Raw genomic sequence first — 19,641 nt, 5'->3', positions numbered from 1 at the left:
ATAGGTCTAATGTACAAATTAATAAATGTATCGGGATAATTGGGAAAGAGTTGGTGTCTGCTTACGCTTTTGATGTGTTTTTTTATGAGTAAATTAGTAAGATAAAGTAAACTGATGAGATTTTATGTAGAGTCGTTGTTATCATAATTGAGAGTGCATTTATATTTTGTTTCAGTGATGTGCTTTGATCAGTAATTAAGTGGGAGTTTTAGAGCGTGATGTTAGATTTCTCGTCATTTATTTTTTATGTGTTTTCTAGGTAAAATGATCTGTTGTCAGCTTGCGCAGGTGATGATTGGTAAACTGCGTTATTCTTTATTCTCTAGTTGTCGTTTTTTAATGTTTTACGCATAATTCTTGAACAAACAGACAGGAAAATTATGATTTTACAATTGTCTTTATTGCCATTTGCAAAGAATCTTTGAAGGTGAAAGATGCCCCATATTCAATTTGAAAAAATAGCGCTCATTGGGATCGGTCTGATTGGATCTTCTTTAGCAAGGGTGATTAAAAAGAAAAATCTTGCGGCTCAGATTTCTATTGCAACGCGTCGTTCAGAAACCCTGAAAAGAGCGCGTGAATTGGAGCTTGGGGACTTTTATACGACAGATAATGCAAAAGCTGTTGAAGGAGCGGATTTGGTTATTGTTTCTGTTCCTGTTGGGGCGAGTGCAGAGGTGGCAAAAAATATTCATGATCATTTAAAACCTGGAGCGATTGTGAGTGATGTTGGTTCTACGAAAGCGTTGGTTATTGCGGAAATGGCGCCTTTATTGCCAAAAACGGTTCATTTTATTCCAGGGCATCCTATTGCTGGAACGGAATATTCAGGACCGGATGCTGGTTTCGCTGATTTATTTATGAATCGTTGGTGTATTTTAACGCCTTTTGCTGAGAGTGATGCTGCTGCTGTCGCACAATTGACAGCGTTTTGGGAAGCTTGTGGTGCGCGTGTCGAAAAGATGGAACCTAAACATCATGATCTTGTTTTGGCTATTGTTTCGCATTTGCCGCATTTGATTGCTTATAATACTGTTGGGACAGCGAGTGATTTAGAAAAGGTGACAAATTCAGAAGTGATTGCTTATTCTGCTTCCGGTTTTCGTGATTTTACGCGTTTGGCATCTTCTGATCCCGTTATGTGGCGCGATATTTGTTTGCATAATAAGGATGCTATTTTAGAAATGTTGAGCCGTTTTAGTGAGGGGCTTGCTTTTTTAGAGCAGGCAATTCGTTTAGGAGATGGTGAGACATTGTTTAACTTTTTTACACGTACGCGTGCTGTACGTCGCAATATTATTGATGCTGGACAAGAAATTGATGCTCCTGATTTTGGACGTCAGAGTGTTTCTAAAAAAGGGTGAGTAAAAGCAAGGGTTTTTTGTTGAATTTCATTGGTTTTTTCTAGAAATTGATAAGAAGTTTTCTCTCTATTCAGTCATAGATTGCAATAAAAAAGAGTGGCGATTGCTTCGATACAGATAACCGTGACTTCAAAAGGTTTTATGTGCGCAAGATTATCGTGCTTAACTATCTATAGGGCATATGATGTACAGAAGAGGTTACGGATCTATAGAAGAGACAAAAAAATGAAGTCGTTGTAGAATTTCATATAGTGGGTTGTTGTTTTTGTTTTAGTATAAAGTCAGGCTTGACCGTATTGATTATTGCCCTTTATATTGCAACATTGGGAAATGTTTGTTTGCAGGGTTTTGATGATTTTTATAAAGCTTGAAATAGACAGAGGAAGAGTTTTACCAGAAAGTATTGAGATTTGTTAAGAAATATCTTTTGGTATAGCTATCGTATCCTTGTTGACGCAGTAAGCCATTATTGGCGTGATAATGGGAGTGCTTTTGCAAGCCATGTCGCGCTCTCTGGGCTTTTAGCATTTTTCCCTTTTTTTATTTTTGGAACTTCTCTTGCCAGTTTTCTTGGTGCTTTTACATATACACCGCAAAAAATCAAAGCACTTGTGCAGTTATTACCAGATGTCATTGCAGAGCCTTTATCTCAGGAAATTATCAATGTTTTAACCATACAGCGGGGAGGAGTGTTGACAGTTTCTGTCATTGGAGCGGCTTATTTTGCCTCTAATGGGATAGAGGCATTACGTACAGCTTTAAATAGAGCTTATCGTGTTGTTGATCGGCGTAGCTTGTTGTTTTGTCGTTTTCAAAGTTTGTTTTTTGTGATTCTTGGAGCTGTTGGTCTTATTGTGATCAGCGTTTTGTTGATTTTAACACCTCTGCTGATCAAGATTATGCAAAATCATTCTTTTTTCATTACAGAATATATCGGTATCATTCGTCTATGGCGTTACATAATCGCAGCGGTTGTTCTCTTTGTAAGCCTTTTGATTGTTCATAAATGGCTACCAGCAGAGCGGCGGAAGTTTATAGATATTTTACCAGGAATTGTACTGACAATGTTTGTATGGTTTATGGCTTCAATTGCTTTTGCTCAATATTTAACAATGTTTGATTATATTTCTACCTATGCAGGGTTAGCATCTATTATGGTTGCTATTATTTTTCTTTACATATTGAGTGCAATTTTTATTTTGGGAGGAGAAATAAACGCGGCGATAATGTTTTATCGCAAGCATTTGCAACATTCAGATGAATGAAAGAACCTAACTATTGCGTGAAAGCCAAGGTATGAATATCCCAATAAAGCCTGCTATCACTTTGTTGATTGATGCGGATGCTTGTCCTGTAAAAGATGAAGTTTATCGTGTGATGAATCGTTATCAGCTTAAGACATTTGTTGTGGCAAATCGTTTTTTGTCCCTTCCGGATGAAGCACTCATTGAAAGAGTGGTCGTTGCTGGTGAATTCAATGGTGCTGATGATTGGATCGTAGAACATGTGCATGAGGCAAGTATTGTTATTACCAGTGATATTCCTTTAGCAGCACGGGTTGTGCAAGCTGGGGGTTTTTGTCTTTCGCCAACGGGGCGTATTTTTGATGTAAATTCAATTGGTCAGGCTTTGGCGATGCGCAATTTGATGGAAGATTTGCGGGGACAGGGCAGTATAACGGGTGGTCTCCGTCCTTTTTGTCGTAAAGACCGTTCTGCTTTTTTATCAGCACTGGATCTCGTTATACAACGTTTAAAAAGACGCGGTTATTAGGTTATAGGGCTTCTTTTATAACAGCTTTTATAAGTGCTTTGGCATCGTCATTGGCCCATGGAGCTGCACCATTGAAGGAAGCAATGAGATATCCCTCTTTATCGATGAGAAATGTAATGGGGAGTCCTAAAGCAAGCCCCTGTTTTCTAACATTGTTGAAAATATCCATTGTTTCATCGCGATAGTAAAGCAAATTATTCGCATGAATATTCTGTAAAAATTGCTGAATTTTTTCAGGAGAAGCAGTTTTATCGATATTAATAGCTATGACATCAAAGTTTTCTCCACCTAATTCGTGTTTTAATTGCGCAAGTTCGGGCATTTCTGTGCGGCAAGGTGCACACCAAATAGCCCATAGATTGATCAGCATCGGTTTTCCAATAAATTCGCTGAGTGTGTGCTCTTTTCCTTGAATATCCTTGAAAGAGAGTTTCTTCATATCTGAGGGCGTATCAGCAAATCGTATGTGGCTAAAAAAGCCTTTTGCTGCTTTTCGGATTGCCATCATTTTTTCTTCTCGTGTTTTATCAATGTTTATTTTTTGTGCTTTTGCTGCTGAAATGAAATTGAAAAGGAAAGACTCTCTTTTGTTATCGTAGTTTGTGGTTGCGTATAAACTCAATGCAATGATAAAGAATGCAAGGGAGAATTGCCTTTTTTTATTGTTTTTTTCGCTGGTGAAAATTTGAGAAATCATAATTTTGTCCTTTGTATGGGTGTTTTCAGAATATGACAGATGAGAAGTTAAAGAACCAAATGTGGAGTGGTCGGTTCGCGGCAGGTCCTTCTGCAATTATGGAAGAAATTAATGCCTCAATTGATTTTGATCAAAAACTTTATCGACAAGATATTGAAGGTTCCCTTTCTCATGCGGCTATGTTAGCGCAAACGAAAATCATTTCACAATCAGATTATAAAAAAATTGTTCATGGTTTGAAACTTATTCGCCAAGAAATTGAAGACGGTAAATTTGTTTTTTCACGAAAGCTTGAAGATATTCATATGAATATTGAAGCGCGGCTGAGCGAATTGATTGGTCCTGTAGCAGGGCGTTTGCATACGGCGCGTTCACGCAATGATCAAGTTGCTGTTGATTTTCGCTTGTGGGTGCGTGAAGCAACGCAAAAGATAGCACAAGCTTTAAAAGGATTGATAGAGCAATTGCTTATTCGAGCAGAACAACATGTTGATACCTTTATGCCAGGCTTTACGCATTTACAATCAGCACAACCGGTAACATTTGGCCATTATATGATGGCTTATGTTGAAATGTTTGGTCGAGATTTATCGCGGATGCGTGATGCTCTTGAGCGAATGAATGAATCGCCTTTAGGGGCGGCTGCTTTAGCAGGGACAGGCTTTCCAATTGACCGTTTTATGACAGCAAAAGCGCTAGGCTTTCGAGAACCAACACGCAATTCGATTGATAGTGTTTCAGATCGTGATTTTGCATTGGAATTTTTAAGCGCTGGCGCTCTTTGTGCAACACATCTTTCACGTTTAGCAGAAGAAATAATTCTTTGGTCAAGTGAACAGTTTTATTTTATTCGTTTATCAGATGCTTTTTCAACTGGTTCGTCTATCATGCCGCAAAAGCGAAATCCTGATGCTGCCGAACTTGTGCGGGCTAAAGTAGGACGGTTGAATGGCGCATTAATGGGGCTGTTAACGGTGATGAAAGGGTTACCCCTTGCTTATTCGAAGGATATGCAAGAAGATAAGGAATATGTCTTTGATGGGGCTTTGAGTTTGGAATTATCACTAGCAGCAATGACAGGGATGATTGCTGATTTGAAAGTTAATAAAGAAGCTATGAAACAAGCCGCTGATTCTGGCTATGCAACTGCAACCGATTTTGCTGATTGGCTTGTACGCGAATCAGGGATTCCTTTTCGCGAAGCACATCATATTACAGGGCGTGCTGTGGCATTAGCAGAAAAAAAACAGTGTCGCCTTCAGGATTTATCATTGGATGAACTTCAAGCAATTTGTCCTAATATCAATGCGACACTTTTTGATGTTTTGACCGTTGAAAAATCTGTTGAAAGTCGCAAAAGCTTTGGGGGAACAGCACCTTCAGAGGTTCTTCGGCAAATTACGTATTGGAAAAAGCGTCTTGTGAGCGCTTGAGTGATTGTATTTTAAAGGTAAAAAAGAGATCGAGATGAGGAAAGAGGACAGATGAAAATTATATTAAAGGGGTTAATGATTGTCCTTTTAGGAGGCGTTTGTGTCGCTGGGTGTGGGCGTAAAGGGTCATTGGAAATGCCTCTTACAAGTGTGGAAAAGTCTGTGCAAGGAACATCTGTTACTCAAAGTGAAGGTGATAAACCTTTTATTCTTGATCGTTTGATAAAGTAGGAGGAAAGTGTGGATTTTTTCTCTTACCATCAAGGTATGCTTCATGCTGAGGGTTGTTCACTTGCTGTTCTTGCGCAGGAGGTGGGGACTCCTTTTTATTGTTATTCCGCCAATGCATTGGTTACACGTTTTAAAGACTATAAAAAGGCATTTCAAGGGATGCCTAGTCTGCTTGCTTATGCGGTTAAAGCCAATTCTAATCAAGCAGTTTTACGGCTTTTAGCGAACAATGGAGCGGGAGCTGATGTGGTTTCAGAAGGGGAATTACGGCGCGCCCTTGCTGTTGGTATTCCGGCACATCGTATTGTTTATTCTGGTGTTGGTAAAACCATGAGAGAGATAGATTTTGCTCTTGCTCAGGATATTTATTGTTTTAACGTTGAATCAGAGCCGGAACTTGAACAGTTATCTCAACGTGCTGTTGCGCTTTCAAAGATAGCACGTGTTTCATTGCGCATTAATCCAGATGTTGATGCGAAGACCCATAAGAAAATTACAACAGGAAAATCTGAAAATAAATTTGGTATTCCATTGTTGTTGGCAAGAGAGGCTTATAAAAAAGCGGACTCTTTACCTGGATTGCAGGTTTGCGGTATTGATATGCATATTGGCAGTCAGATTTGTGACTTAAAGCCATTTGAAGAGGCATTCCTTCTTATTGCAGATTGTGTGCGTCAATTGTGGAGCGATGGCTATGCAATAACGCATATAGATATCGGTGGTGGGCTTGGTATTGCCTATGGTTGTGAACAACATACTGTACCTTCTCCTTTTGATTATGCTGCGCTGGTAAAGAAATATATTGCTCCTTTAGGGATTAATATTGTTGTGGAGCCGGGGCGGAGCATTGTGGGTCAAGCTGGTGTACTGATGACATCTGTTCTCTATTTAAAAAGGGGACAAGGGCGGAATTTTGTTATTGTAGATGCGGCGATGAATGATCTGATGCGTCCAACGCTTTATGATGCTTGGCAAAATGTCGTCCTTGTGAAAAAAGCAGCAAAAGACGCTCCCCTTATTCGTGCAGATATTGTTGGTTCTGTTTGTGAGACTGGCGATTATTTAGCATTAGATCGTTACTTGCCGATTTTGGCACCCGGTGATCTTTTAGCAATTACGCAAGCTGGAGCTTATGGTGCTGTGATGGCGAGTACTTATAATAGCCGACTTTTGGTCCCAGAAGTTCTCGTTCAAGATACGTGTTATGCGGTTATTCGTCCACGTCTTGATTATGCTCAATTGATGGGATGTGATCATATTCCTGATTGGGTTGAGAATTCTTAAGTGTTTTTGGTCTTATTTTTACTAAACTTTGATGAAACAATTTATTTTCTAGAAATTGTCTTGTATGGGGTTTATGATCTTAATGCACCACGATAAAAGGGGATAAATGCTTGTTTATGAAAAATAAAAACATCAAAGGCTTTGCAATGAAGCTTTTGTGTGTGCGCATTTTGATGTGGGGAATCCTTTCATTTGAACGGATGTGGGTACGGTTGTTGCCATTTTTCCTCGTTGTTAGTCTCTTTTGTTCGTTTAGCTGGTTGGGACTTTTTGGCATTTTGGGCTATTGGTCACATTTGCTCTTACTTGGGGTTATACTTGTTTGTGCTGGAGCGAGTTTATTTTTTCTTGTTCGTTTTCGGTTTCCCACAATACGGGAAGTGAATTGCCGTCTTGAACGCGTCAATGATCTTAGACATCAGCCTTTGAATATTCAGATAGATCGTTTATGTTCTGAAAATGATGAAGATTTTAGTGCTGTTATTTGGCGTGAACATCAACGCCGAATGGCAAAACAATTATACCATTTAAAAACTGGATTTATCTCTCTTAATAGTGCGGATTATGATCCTTTGGCTTTGAGGGCTTTGTGTGTTCTTCTTTTTGTTTGCGCTTTTAGTTTTTCTTTTGGTTCACAAGGGGGGCGTTTGGCTGATGCCTTTGATTTTCGTCCTGTTGTTGATGAAAAATTCATGCGGATTGATGCTTGGGTAACACCACCTGCTTATACCGGTGTGGCACCGATTTATTTGACAAAAGATGAGAAAACACAACTAGAAATCCCTGAAGGGAGTAATGTTGTTGTGCGTGTTGTCAATGGGGCTGGCGTTACAGTAAAAGCAAAGTCTGTAGAAGATGGGAGGGAAATTTCGTTTTCAGAGAAAACGGAACAAACAGCTTTGAATGATCCAATCGCTCATTTTGAAACACATTTAAATCATTCAATGAATTTATTTGTATCATCACGTCGTAAAAAACAGCAGTGGCATTTGCAGATGATCAAGGACACGCTTCCGACAATTCATTGGCTGGAAAAACCAGGGCGGATTTTAACGGGATCGTTAGAGTTACGATATGTGGTGGATGATGATTATGGTGTGACAAAGGCTTTTGTTGAAATAGAGCCTTTTCTTCCTCGGAATAAAAGTGCTTCTTCTCTTTATAATGCTCCGGAAATAGAGCTTCTTCTTCCGCGTGGTGGAAAGGGGAAAATGCGGATGGTGCAAGATATATCAGCGCATCCATGGGCGGGTTCGCAAGTCAAAATTACTTTGGTGGCAGAAGATGGTGCGGGGCAGAAAGGGCGTAGCAAAACTTTTGTTATGACATTACCGCAACACGTTTTTTCAAATCCTGTCGCGCGTGCGGTGAGTGAAACGCGTCGTTTATTAGCGCTTGATGCTTCTGCGAGAGAGCGTGTATTGGATATGCTTTCTGCTTTGCTTGTGCGTCCAGAAAGGGGGGTGCAAAATGTAATGCATTTTCTTGTTCTACAAAGTGCGTGGACAAGACTTTCTTTAGCACAAACAGAAGAGGATTTGCGTGGTGTGGTGGATTATTTATGGCAAATTGCTTTGGGTATTGAAGACAATCAGCTTGAATCCGTGCAAAAAAATTTAAAACAAGCACAAGCTGCTTTACGTGATGCATTGCGTTACGGTGCTTCAGCGGCAGAAATTGAACGCCTTATGGCAGATTTACGTCAAGCTATGGATGAGTATATTCGTGCTTTGGCTGAAAAAGCACCAGATACTCAAGTTTCTAAAAATTCTAAAAGCTCAAAAAGCACCAATCTTTCTGAAGCTACACTACAAGAAAAGCTAAATTTAATTGAGGAAATGGCTAAAACGGGCTCTTCTTTAGCAGCTGAACAACTCTTGGCGGAAGTTGAACAGACGCTTGATCATTTGCATGTGCAAAAAGGCAATCAAAATGAGGGAGAAAAAAGCCAATCTGCACAAATGAAAGAAAAGATGGACCAGCTTGGAGATTTAATGCGTCGTCAGCAAGAAATTCTCAATGAAACACATCAGTTAGAGATGGAACAAAAACGCGGAGAAAATGTGCCGGAAACACAGAAAAAATCTTTAAAAAAACGTCAAGCTGAATTGCAGTCTGAATTATCAACATTAGAAAAAGAATTATCAGAACAAGGATTTGAAACAGGAGGCGCATTGAAAAGGGCAGAAGAAAAAATGAATTCTGCGGAAAATGCTCTTGATAATGGAAATCATCAGGTATCTATACAAAATCAGTCTGACGCTTTGGAATCTTTGAGGCAAGGTGCACAAAATGTTTTGAAAAAAATGCGCGAGACACTCAAAGAAACGGGAAATGATCAAAATGCTGATTCTGGTCCTAAGGATCCGTTAGGACGTCCACTTTCTTCAAAAACAGATGAAGGACAAGAAGGTGAGGCACTACCACAAAAAAGTGATCAAATGCGTACGCGGCAGATTTTGGATGAAATTCGCAAACGTCTTGGTAAAGAGCATATTCCAGAAGAAGAAAAAAACTATCTTGAAAGATTGCTTCATTTTAATTAACCAGTGTTGGCTTTTTTCTTAATTGATGTCAGAAACAGTGTATGAAGAACCTCTATGGGGTTCATCTCCAAGAAAATGATTAAAGCGCTTGTAACGCAATAATCATCCTGCTGTACTGATTTTTAATCATTTAAGTTTAAAATATGAAATATTGAAATATTCGCTATTGCGGAAAAAGAGCAGAAGTCCATATAATTTGGGTATATGAAAATCTGTAATGTTTGGAATTTGTTTCTACATGGTATGTTGAATTGGATATCGTTACGCTGAAAGATTTTTATGCTTCTGCACTTGGGCTGCGTGTGCAAAAGACGCTGTGTGACCAATTGAATTTATGGTGGCCTAATCTTACGGATAAACGGATTATGGGGTTGGGTTATGCACTTCCTTATCTTTCTACATTGCGTGAACGTGCCCAACAATGTTTTGCTTTTATGCCAGCTTCCCAGGGTGCTTCGCCTTGGCCTTGTGCTGAGCAAGTTGCTACAGCGCTTGTTTTTGAAGAAGATTTGCCGCTTCCTGATGCGTCAGTTGATTGTATTTTATTGGTACATGCATTAGAATATACAGAAAATTCATTTGAAACGTTGAATGAAATATGGCGTGTTTTAGCACCCAATGGCCACTTGATCGTTATTGTACCTAATCGCTCTGGCTTTTGGGCGCGCAGTATTACTACGCCCTTTGGTTATGGCGAGCCTTATAGTCGGCAACAAATTACACGTTTGTTCGAAAAAACAAATTTTGTTTCTGGGCCAATACAAGAAATTGTACATTATATGCCCTCTACGGGTTATGTTTCGCGGTTGTTCTCATTTTTTTATGAGCCATTTGCACGCTATCTTTTGCCTTATTTTGGTGGACTCTTAATGTGTCAGGCACAAAAACGTGTTTATCAAGGTTTGCTGGTACAGCGTCGTCAATCGCGACGTGTTTTTATTCCTGCTTTATCACCACAAGTGCGAAATATTTTAATTTATAAAGATAATTAATCATTCTGCCATTGGCATAAGAACCGCAAATATAGAAGGCTTCCCTTATTTCAATTTTTGCACATTATATGTGAATTATATGTGAAGGTTTTTTCATCTCGTTTTTGTTTTCATTTAAGATATTAAAATTGTTTTTGAAATAGTAAATCTCGAATTAAAGATTTAAACGATAACCATTTTGATCTGTCATGAGAATTTGTGCATTGGAGGGATCTTTTTCGATTTTTTGTCGCAAACGATAGATATGGGTTTCTAAAGTATGGGTAACAATATTTTCATTATAACCCCAAACTTGTTCTAACAATGTTTCACGGCTGACAATTTTATCATTAGCATAATAGAGACATTTAAGAATTGCTGCTTCTTTTTCTGTGAGACAGATTTTATTGTTGCATTGATCAAGAAGAAGTTTTTGTCTTAGTTTAAAAGTATAGGGGCCAATATGAAAGGTTGCGTCTTCATTTTGTTCATATTGGCGCAACTGTGCTCGAATTCTCGCTAATAACACCGCAAAGCGAAAGGGTTTTGTCACATAATCATTGGCGCCTGTTTCAAGATCCAAAATATTATCGCAGTCTGTATCATGATTTGTTATCATGATAATGGGGGCACGAAATCCTTGGATGCGTAATTTTTTCACGGCTTTGAAACCATCAAGATCAGGAAGTTCAAGTCCCAAAATAGCGAGATCAATATTTTCTTCTTGGATTATTTTCATTCCCTCTTCTGCTGTTTTTGCTTGGAAAATTTCAAACTCTTGATGCATTTGCAATTGTTCTACTAAAATGGGGCGTAGATTATCGTCTTCAACAATTAAAAGAGTATAGTGGTTCATGTTTTTCCTTATAGGCATGTTGAGGCACTGATTGGTAAAGAGTAGTTTCATGAAAAATGAGATTTCATGCAAGAAAAATTAAAACAGGAAAATTAAAAAAGAGCGTTTCTAAAAAATAAACTTTTATAATTTCTATGGTTGCTTGCCGAAAAGAAGGTATTTCCGTCTGCAGAGTATTTTACGTATTGGTTGGAAGCATTTGTTTATGCTCTAGAACGTGTTTTAGCTATTGAGTGTTATCATCTTTACGCTTATGGAGAAATAAAGCCGGCACTATCATACACTTTGCCAGCTCGTGGGTGTTGCGGATAGTCCTTGGCACTTGAGACTCTTCATAAGAGGAATTTTTAGTCCTTTCTTTCACGTTTTTTATCCATACGGGACTTTTCCTGCTTGTAATGTGAAAGAAAATAGCTTTTGATTGATTTAATATAAACAGGTTGGGAATGAGAGAATCCTGCGGTATGAGGGGCTCTCATCCAACATGTAAAACAATGAACACTCAATATGATGCGTTTTTTAAGCGTGAAGATAACTGTGCAACACCTTACACATATGCACTGTTTAGGAGAATTTCACGGTTATTTTTATTGTTTTTTATCCACGTTCAGTTTTGTTTTTTCGTTGCATTTGTGTGCGAAGGGGTCTGTGTGTGATGTTTGTGGTGTTGCTTATTATAATCGTTGAGTAAGCTTTGTCTTTAGCAATGCCGAAAAGATGCATCATAAAGAGGTTTTTTATGCAATGCTATGAAGCATCTTTTTATATGAGCTAATGAATAAAAATTATTGTTTTAAGATAAAAGCATTTCCATCTTAAGGTTGCCCATCAAACAAACTTCTTTCCATTCATCTTCTGTCACGGGTTGCACTGATAAGCGGCTGGCATTAACCAGTACCATATTTGCTAGCTTGGGATTGGCTTTAATTTGTTTTAATGAAACAGGTGTTGGCATGTCACAAAGTGCGCGGATATCCACACATTCCCAGCGTGGATCAGAGCTTGTAGAATCAGGGTGTGCTTCAGCACATATTTCTACAATGCCTACAATTTCTAAACCTTTATTTGAGTGATAAAAAAAACCTTTATCGCCATATTTCATGGCGCGCATATTATTACGGGCTTGATAATTGCGTACACCATCCCATTGTTCGCCATCAGCTCCTTTTTTCTTTTGCATCTCCCATGACCATTTATGGGGTTCAGATTTAAAAAGCCAATAAGCCATGAGTTCTCCTTTTTCATAGACTGTTATGCATTCATCATGTGCATTTTTATAAGCATCTTTGTAACACCATCAACGATGATTTTTAAAATGGGGTAAAGAACGGGCATTATTTGTTTTTTCTTGTTTCAAAATAACGTGTAGCAGAGAAACGCGATTCATTGATATTTCATGTTGTATAAGGGTATTTTGCTCTTTGCTTATCTTTTCAGCTATGGTTTGAAATGCGGTCACTATAAGAGTTTTTTGGAGAAAATTAAGAAAATTGATTCTAAAAAGCTTCAAGATTACAACGGCAATGAAACGAATAGATGATCAAAGATGATGAGGTCAAAGAATGGTTTTCATATCTATACTTCGTGGGAGAGAATAGATCTTATTATGCCGTAAAATACCGTCATTTGAAGTGTAATGATATAAGGCAGTTTTTTGAAACATGAAATTTTTTAGAATGTGTGGTGCATATTTAGGTTTGCGTGTCGAGCTTTGGATTAAGTGAATTGTGTGAGTGGGAAGCAGGTGGAATCCGCTCGATAGGGAATTCGGACTATCTACAGACCGGATTGAGTAGAAATCTTCGTTCTTTAAGATGTGTGTGGGGCGTCAGTGTTATTATGCTTTTGTTCCACGGCGTCCCATCCCGATCAAGGGCGTGGCTTTTTCATCTAATGGCCAGCGTGAACGGGGTGCAATGTCAAGAGAGCTTGTTTCTCCTCGTGCGAGTTTTTGTGCACCGGCAAAAGCAATCATTGCAGCATTATCGGTACACAAGGAAAGAGGAGGAGCTATAAATTCAAAACCATGTTGATAGGCAAGTTCTTGCAACGTAGAACGAATGGCTTGGTTTGCAGCAACACCGCCTGCGACAACCAAAGCAGGAGAACGCTTTCCTTGATCATGAGAGAGAGGATATTGGTGGGTAAAGTGTTGTAGGGCTAGGTGAATACGATCATGTACTGTATCGGTCACGGCGGCTTGAAAACTTGCGGCAATGTCAGCAATATCATTTTCCGTAAGAGGAGCTATGGCTGTTGCGGCTTGTCGAACAGCAGTTTTGAGTCCTGAAAAAGAAAAATCTAACCGTTTTTCACCTTTTAAAGGGCGTGGAAGGGGGATGCGATTTTTATCACCAAATAAAGCTGCTTTTTCAAGTGCTGGTCCACCAGGATAAGGAAGACCTAAAAGTTTTGCAGTTTTATCAAAGGCTTCTCCTAATGCATCATCAATGGTGGTTCCTAAACGTTGGTAGTTACCTACTCCATGAACAATGATTGTTTGTGTATGACCCCCTGAAACTAAAAGTAATAAATAAGGAAAGCTAACGTTGTGCGTTAACACAGCTGTTAAAGCATGTCCCTCTAAGTGATTTACCGCAATAAATGGTTTGCCAGTGGCAAGAGAGAGAGCTTTTGCGCTCATAACGCCTACCAACAATCCTCCTATCAAACCTGGTCCACTGGTGGCTGCAATGCCATCAATATCTTTTAATTTTGTGTTTGCTTCTGTTAGTGCTTGCAGAATTAAATGATCAAGAACTTCAACATGGGCACGAGCAGCAATTTCAGGAACAACACCGCCGTAAGGTGCATGGTGATCAATTTGGCTCCAAACAACATTGGAAAGAATTCGGCTGTTTGATTCATTGTTATATTCAATGACAGCCGCTGCCGTTTCATCACAACTTGTTTCTATTCCCAGCAGACGCATTTTAAACAAAACCTTATATTGAAGCTTCTTTCCTGCGTGCGTACCATGAACAGAAAAAGATGCAAAGTATTTCTCTCAGAATTGATTTTTCTATGAAAAAATATGTGTTTTGGCATTTTCTTTGAATTTCATGATATTGTTGATTAAAAAATAAAGCTGTATTTTTGAGTATAAAATGCAAATGTGTTTTTTAAAACTTGTCTATTAAAGTCTATAATTGTAAATATTATTGAAAAAAATGAGATTTGGAAAATCTCTATAAAGTTATACTCTTTATAAAAAGAATGTAAAACAAACGAAGATATTTGAGAAAAGCTTCATTTTTAAAACTTTTTTCATTTTATTATTTTATCATTAAAAAAAGTGTGCACAAAAAGTGACAGAGATGGTCGATTCTTCAAAACCAAAAGTTAAAACACATTATGCTGGTACGCGCCGTAAGAAACCAGTTATTGAACATGAAGCTGTTCCCCATGATTCAGAGGAAAAAATCCACAATTCTGTAGAGTCTCATGCGCGAGAAAAACAGAATATGCAAGGTCAGGATAAAAGTAGCTCTCGTACAACTTGGCTTTTCTTGTCCTTTTCTGGGATTTTGGGGGGATTCATTGCTTTGGGAATTTTTATGGGGCTTCAATGGGCTGGTTTTTTTCCTTCTTCTTTTGTGGAAAATTCTGCTGGAGGGGAAAAAGCTTTGCAGATTGCTGAAGCCGCAAAAAGTCAAGGTGAAGACACAAAGGAACAATTGAGACGGGTGTTTCAAGAAATCGATGCGTTAAAAACAGAGTTTTCTTCTTTTTCATCACAACAGTTTAAAACAACGAAAAACGATGAATTATCGAAAGAAGAAATCAAAAAAGCTTTTGCGATTTTAGAGGAAAAAGTAAAAGCTCTTGAAGAAACTGTACAAACTTTTGTTAGAGAGTCGAAAGAGATAGAGACGGCTTTGTCTGTTGGGCAGAGCAATGCAAATGATCTTGCTGCGTTAAAACAACAGTTAGAAGCTATACAGGAAGAAACTGCTGTTAAAAATAGTGAGAAAAAAGAAATAGATACCGCGCTCTTTACTGCAATTAGTTCATTAAAAAATGCTATAGAGCGTGGTGGATCTTATAATAATGAATTAAAGCTGTTACAGCAATTATCGCCTTCGATTGATAGACTTGATGTGTTGCAAAAAACAGCTACTGTGGGTCTTCCAAGTTCAGCACAACTTTCTGTTGATTTTTCTCATGTTGCCGATGCAATTGTTGGTACGCAAAATATTGTTGCGTCAGATGCTGGTTTTTTTGACCGAATTTTAGCGTGGATAAAAGGGCTCATTGTTTCGCGACCGATTGGCAATGTTGAAGGGACGACGCTGGGGGCTATTGCGGCACGCATGGAAGTTGCCATTCAAGCTGGTGATTACGAAAAGGCTTTGAGCGAATGGCAATCATTGCCTCAAAGTGCAAAAGATGTTTCAATGGATTTTGTTAAGCAGCTTGAAAGACATATTGCTATTCAACAGTTGTTGCAGCAATTGTTATTGTCTGTGCAACAAGGATCTTTTAAGGCAACAAAGATGTAAATAGGCCCAAGATGATACGTGTTTTTATTTATATTTTTGTTGTTTGTATCCTCGGTTTAGCTTTCGCGTGGGTTGCTAATCACAATGGTATTTTTGTTCTTACATTTTTGCATTTCAGATTTTCTGCTTCATTGCTTACAGTGTTAAGTGTGCTTATTTTGCTTTTTGTAACGCTGGTGCTTTTATGGTGGTTATTGTCTTTCTTTTTTTCCTTACCGCGTGCTCTTTCCAATTATTTGTATAAACGCAATCAAAAGCGCGGTTATGAAGCTCTTTCAAAGGGGATTCTTGCAACTTTTGCTGGTGATAGTATGGTTGCGCAAAAAATGGAAGCACAGGTTGCTAAATATCTTGCAGGAAAACAAGAGCCATTGGTAAAACTCTTACAAGCGCAAACCTTGTCTTTACAAAATAACTCTGTTCGCGCCATCGGTCTTTATGAGGGGATGAGAAAGGAAGATTCGACAAAATTGGTTGGACTTTATGGTTTGTTTCGTGAAGCGATGAAGAGTAAAGCTTATGAGGCAGCGCAACAATATGCCGAAGAGGCGCTGACTTTATCGCCAGCACTTTTATGGGCGCATCAGGCGGTGCTTGATCGGTTAAGTACTGAGGGTAAATGGGATAAGGCACTTACTATTTTTGAAAGAGCGCAAAAAGCTCTTCCGCGTTCTGTTCGCGCGACTCCAGAGCGGCAGCATATACAGGTTTTACTATTAAGTGGGCAGGCACTTTCTTTGTTTGATACACATCCTGTACACGCACGTGAAGCCATTTTGAAAGCCCATAAATTGGCACCTGATTTTGTTCCAATAATAGTTATTGCTGCTGATATTCTTTATAAGTTAAATGAAACGCGTAAAGCGGATAAAATGATTATAGCGGCTTGGCAAAAGGATCCTCATCCTGATTTGGCGGCGCTTTATCTCGAAAGAGAAGAAGGAGCTATTGGGCGATTGAAAAGGGCTAGGACACTTGCTTCTTATAATAAAGATGCATTTGAATCGGCTTTCCTTATTGCTAAAGCAGCTTTAGATGCTGGTGAAACAGCATTAGCGAGAGAGCAGGCAAAAAAAGCATTACAATGTCATCCACGGGAAAGTGTTTATTTATTGTTGGCAGATATTGAAGAGGCACAGGGAAACAATCAAGGTGCTGTGCGTCAATGGCTTTCTTTAGCACTTCGTGCTGAACGTGATCCAGTATGGATGTGTGATGGGTCCATTTTTTCTTCTTGGTCAGCGGTTTCTCCAATCAGTGGACGTTTGGGCGGTTTTGAATGGAAGGCGCCTCCCTGTATGCCTTCTCTCACATTAGAGGCGGACAATATTGTGCCGAAAAAGCAAGGCAAAGAGTATGTTATGGGAAAAAGTGATGGTGTTGAAGATAAGAAGCTTGAAAAATTAACACCCATAGACGATTCTCTTTTGCATAATGTGCAGGTGGAGAAACAAGATATAAAAGAACAAGATGTAAAAATGTTCAGTCAAACTCACTTAAATGTTGATGATCCAGGGGTGAAAACAGAAGAAGAAACATCTTTATCGAGGAAAAAATTTCGTTTATTTTAAATTGCGCCAATGTGATATATGAGTGTTTTCTAAGAAGAAATAATTAACCTAGAAGAAAAAACATCATTAGTCTTGTCCAATAAAATTATTCTCTTATGCTTTAAAAATGAAGTTTTGCTTAGTTGCAGAGGTGATTGGTTAAAAAATGTTTTTAAATCAGAGATGTCTTGATAAAAAACAAAAAAATAACAAACCAAGGATTGCTGTTGTTATTCATCGGCGGTCTACCTATACTGGTCGTTTAGGAAAATTTTTACAACAAAATGGTTTTGTTCTTGATATTTATCGTCCTATTTTTGGACAAAAACTCCCTGATACATTAGAGCATTATGCCGGTGTTGTTATTTTAGGGGGACCGATGAGTGTGAATGACAGCGAAGCCTATATTGGTGAGGAAATTGATTGGATTTCGTTATCACTAAAGGAAAATAAGCCTTTTTTGGGTATTTGTCTTGGAGCACAAATGTTAGCGCGAAATCTAGGGGGGCGCGTTGGTACAAGAAGTGATGGGACTGTAGAAGTCGGCTGGTATCCACTAGAAGCAACCCCTCAAGGGAAGGAATTGATGAATTGGCCAGAAATGGTCTACCATTTCCATGAGGAAGGTATTTATGATTTACCGAAAGAGGCAATGCTTTTGGCAACAGGGCATACATATCCTACACAAGCTTTTCGTTATGGAAACAATGCATGGGGTTTGCAATTTCATGCTGAGTTTACACGTGCTATGATGCGGCGTTTGGTCGTGCGTTCGGCACATAAATTGACTGAAAAAGGTGCTCAACCTGCTTGTGCACATTTGAAAGGTCGTTTAATTTATGATCAAGCTTTAAGCCAATGGTTTGAAGGTGCATTACGACAGATTTTTTGTGTACCGCCCGCATTTGTGTGAGTGTTAGAAACACTATTCATTATCGTTCTTGTTGTGCTGTAAAACAGTATCGTTTAAGGTAGAGATAGAAAACTCATGTAAAACTTTACACATGAGGTATTTTTTGTTAGAAAGTGTAACGGATTTTCTTAAAAAGATCTTGCTGATTAGGCTTATGAGATACTGTACTTTAGAACGATGTATAGGAACTCCTTGAAGTGATCAGTAGATAAAATCCGGTCGATTAAGAAGTTGTATTGTTTATAAACTGACTGTGGTTAAGAATCTTTGTCCTTTTTAGGGTGGGGAGGAAGTTAAGAGATAAAGAAAGTTTTAATGTTGTCTAAATCCTTTCAAATACCGTCATCACAAAAGAGATTTTCTTTGAGCTATTTAATTTGTGGGCTCGTTTGTCTTGCTCTGATATTTATTTATAGCGCACTCTGGTTTTTTTTTCACGTAAAATAGAAGAGCAAGTTTCTGATATATTTGCAAAAGCGTCTTCCTATAATATGGCGGCGGTATGTGAGAATGTGCGCAAGGATGGTTATCCTTTACGTATCGGTGTTGTTTGCGACAATTTTCAATTTTCTTGGCCTTTACATGGGGTTTCTTTATCGACGGGGCGTTTGACGGCTGGTGCACCAATTTATGCACCTCATTTGGTCGAGTTTAATGTTCATTCTCCTGCATCCATTGTTTTTTCCGGACAAACTTCTATAGTATCGCGTTGGCGCAATTTGGTTATTGAAACAGAACCTTATTGGAAAACGGGTAAAACATTGAAGTTTATAGCTGAAGGGCTTGAAATTTCACCACTTTCCTCTTCCCTTGAAGATAAAAAACCTCAAGAAGCATTAGGAGCACAAACAACAGATAAAAAAACGACACAGGAAAATGTAGAAGATCAGGCATCTTTGCAAAATACGCATGACATGATTACTCAGCCGTTAGAGACAAAAGATACGCCTCAAAAAATAACGGCAGAATTTTTGCGCTTTGATCTGAAACATGAAAATAATGATTTATTGGGAAATATAACTTTTGACGGTTTTGATGTTTCTCTGGTTTTTACATCTTCTTTTGTTGATGTCCCAAAAATTGATGGTAACTTGAAAGTGATTTTAAATGACATCTCTTTTTTGTCTGAAGATGAAGGAAAAAATTGGCAACAGCGACTGTATGGAAAAAGTGGGCTTTTAAAGCAAGGTGAATTGACTTTTCATACAGGCGGTGGGTTACGTATTAGTGGACCTTTTTCTTTTGATGAAGAAGGATATTTGACAGCAGAATTCGAACTTGTCCATATTCAGCCCATGAAGCTTCTTAACACTTTGCAGCGCTTATTTCCCGCGCAGGACAATAATCTTCAAGCGTTATTTTTTATTTTGGGTGCACTGCCTAAAAATGCCGATGGCGCTCCCGTTCTCCCCTTGCTCATTAACAATGGGTGGGTAAAATTAGGTTTTTTAAAACTTGGTCGTCTCGCTCCACTTTAGGTTTTATACCCAAGCCTTTTTTCATTTTTACCACCAAATTTCG

16 protein-coding genes are annotated in these 19,641 nt (G+C 38.6%); 12 read left to right on the top strand and 4 right to left on the bottom strand.

Translation table 11 applies throughout. The annotated features are described in order from the left end of the window. Nucleotides 1-434 precede the first annotated feature (434 nt). The 3 genes from ACFIKQ_RS00260 to ACFIKQ_RS00250 all read left to right on the top strand — a co-directional run bounded on the left by ACFIKQ_RS00260 (nt 435) and on the right by ACFIKQ_RS00250 (nt 3,137). Entirely contained in the window at nt 435-1,364 is a 930-nt protein-coding gene (locus tag ACFIKQ_RS00260; protein ID WP_375635323.1) for a prephenate/arogenate dehydrogenase family protein, read from the top strand. A gap of 410 nt (nt 1,365-1,774) precedes the next feature. After that, nucleotides 1,775-2,629 carry a YihY/virulence factor BrkB family protein gene (locus ACFIKQ_RS00255; protein WP_375635322.1) on the top strand — a complete coding sequence of 285 codons (855 nt, stop codon included), beginning with the start codon at nt 1,775-1,777 and terminating at the stop codon, nt 2,627-2,629. A 31-nt stretch (nt 2,630-2,660) separates the two neighbouring features. Continuing rightward, a complete protein-coding gene (locus ACFIKQ_RS00250; protein WP_375635465.1) occupies nt 2,661-3,137 on the top strand; it encodes a YaiI/YqxD family protein in 477 nt (158 codons plus the stop codon). Between the two features lies 1 nt (nt 3,138). On the opposite strand, the gene ACFIKQ_RS00245 is transcribed toward ACFIKQ_RS00250, so the two are convergent. Then, the gene (locus ACFIKQ_RS00245) at nt 3,139-3,834 is read right to left on the bottom strand and encodes a TlpA disulfide reductase family protein (protein WP_375635321.1); all 696 of its coding nucleotides are present in this window, start codon (nt 3,832-3,834) and stop codon (nt 3,139-3,141) included. A gap of 32 nt (nt 3,835-3,866) precedes the next feature. Between ACFIKQ_RS00245 and argH the strand changes: the two genes are divergently transcribed. From argH to ACFIKQ_RS00220, 5 genes are all read left to right on the top strand, one after another. Further along, nucleotides 3,867-5,267 (top strand): argininosuccinate lyase, encoded by a 1,401-nt coding sequence (gene argH / locus ACFIKQ_RS00240; RefSeq protein WP_375635320.1) that lies wholly within the window; start codon nt 3,867-3,869, stop codon nt 5,265-5,267. A gap of 51 nt (nt 5,268-5,318) precedes the next feature. After that, nucleotides 5,319-5,498 carry an LPS translocon maturation chaperone LptM gene (locus tag ACFIKQ_RS00235; protein WP_375635319.1) on the top strand — a complete coding sequence of 60 codons (180 nt, stop codon included), beginning with the start codon at nt 5,319-5,321 and terminating at the stop codon, nt 5,496-5,498. Between the two features lie 9 nt (nt 5,499-5,507). Then, nucleotides 5,508-6,782 carry a diaminopimelate decarboxylase gene (gene lysA, locus ACFIKQ_RS00230; RefSeq protein WP_375635318.1) on the top strand — a complete coding sequence of 425 codons (1,275 nt, stop codon included), beginning with the start codon at nt 5,508-5,510 and terminating at the stop codon, nt 6,780-6,782. A gap of 116 nt (nt 6,783-6,898) precedes the next feature. Beyond that, nucleotides 6,899-9,328: a TIGR02302 family protein gene (locus ACFIKQ_RS00225; protein WP_375655532.1), complete on the top strand. Its 2,430-nt coding sequence runs from the start codon at nt 6,899-6,901 to the stop codon at nt 9,326-9,328. Nucleotides 9,329-9,549: 221 nt separating this feature from the next. After that, entirely contained in the window at nt 9,550-10,320 is a 771-nt protein-coding gene (locus ACFIKQ_RS00220) for a class I SAM-dependent methyltransferase (protein WP_375635316.1), read from the top strand. A 154-nt stretch (nt 10,321-10,474) separates the two neighbouring features. On the opposite strand, the gene ACFIKQ_RS00215 is transcribed toward ACFIKQ_RS00220, so the two are convergent. The 3 genes from ACFIKQ_RS00215 to tsaD form a co-directional block, all read right to left on the bottom strand. Next, nucleotides 10,475-11,155, bottom strand: coding sequence for a response regulator transcription factor (locus tag ACFIKQ_RS00215; protein WP_375644326.1), 681 nt, complete (start codon nt 11,153-11,155; stop codon nt 10,475-10,477). Nucleotides 11,156-11,948: 793 nt separating this feature from the next. Beyond that, complete coding sequence (locus ACFIKQ_RS00210; RefSeq protein WP_375635314.1) at nt 11,949-12,383, bottom strand: EVE domain-containing protein; 435 nt, start codon at nt 12,381-12,383, stop codon at nt 11,949-11,951. A gap of 609 nt (nt 12,384-12,992) precedes the next feature. Further along, on the bottom strand, nt 12,993-14,087 hold the full coding sequence (tsaD, locus tag ACFIKQ_RS00205) for a tRNA (adenosine(37)-N6)-threonylcarbamoyltransferase complex transferase subunit TsaD (protein ID WP_015857065.1): 1,095 nt from the start codon (nt 14,085-14,087) through the stop codon (nt 12,993-12,995). A 385-nt stretch (nt 14,088-14,472) separates the two neighbouring features. Between tsaD and ACFIKQ_RS00200 the strand changes: the two genes are divergently transcribed. The 4 genes from ACFIKQ_RS00200 to ACFIKQ_RS00185 all read left to right on the top strand — a co-directional run bounded on the left by ACFIKQ_RS00200 (nt 14,473) and on the right by ACFIKQ_RS00185 (nt 19,598). Then, complete coding sequence (locus ACFIKQ_RS00200; RefSeq protein WP_375646902.1) at nt 14,473-15,657, top strand: mitofilin family membrane protein; 1,185 nt, start codon at nt 14,473-14,475, stop codon at nt 15,655-15,657. Nucleotides 15,658-15,668: 11 nt separating this feature from the next. Next, entirely contained in the window at nt 15,669-17,228 is a 1,560-nt protein-coding gene (locus ACFIKQ_RS00195; protein WP_375635312.1) for a heme biosynthesis protein HemY, read from the top strand. Between the two features lie 145 nt (nt 17,229-17,373). Then, nucleotides 17,374-18,120, top strand: coding sequence for a glutamine amidotransferase (locus ACFIKQ_RS00190; protein ID WP_375635311.1), 747 nt, complete (start codon nt 17,374-17,376; stop codon nt 18,118-18,120). 422 nt (nt 18,121-18,542) lie between these two features. Continuing rightward, complete coding sequence (locus ACFIKQ_RS00185) at nt 18,543-19,598, top strand: DUF2125 domain-containing protein (RefSeq protein ID WP_375635464.1); 1,056 nt, start codon at nt 18,543-18,545, stop codon at nt 19,596-19,598. The last annotated feature ends 43 nt before the right edge of the window (nt 19,599-19,641 follow it).

Origin of the sequence: Bartonella sp. MR63HLJHH, from assembly GCF_042194155.1 — a bacterium.
In the GTDB taxonomy this organism is placed as follows: domain Bacteria; phylum Pseudomonadota; class Alphaproteobacteria; order Rhizobiales; family Rhizobiaceae; genus Bartonella; species Bartonella grahamii.
Note: the sequence above shows the minus strand (reverse complement) of the source record. Positions and strands in the feature narration are given on the sequence as shown.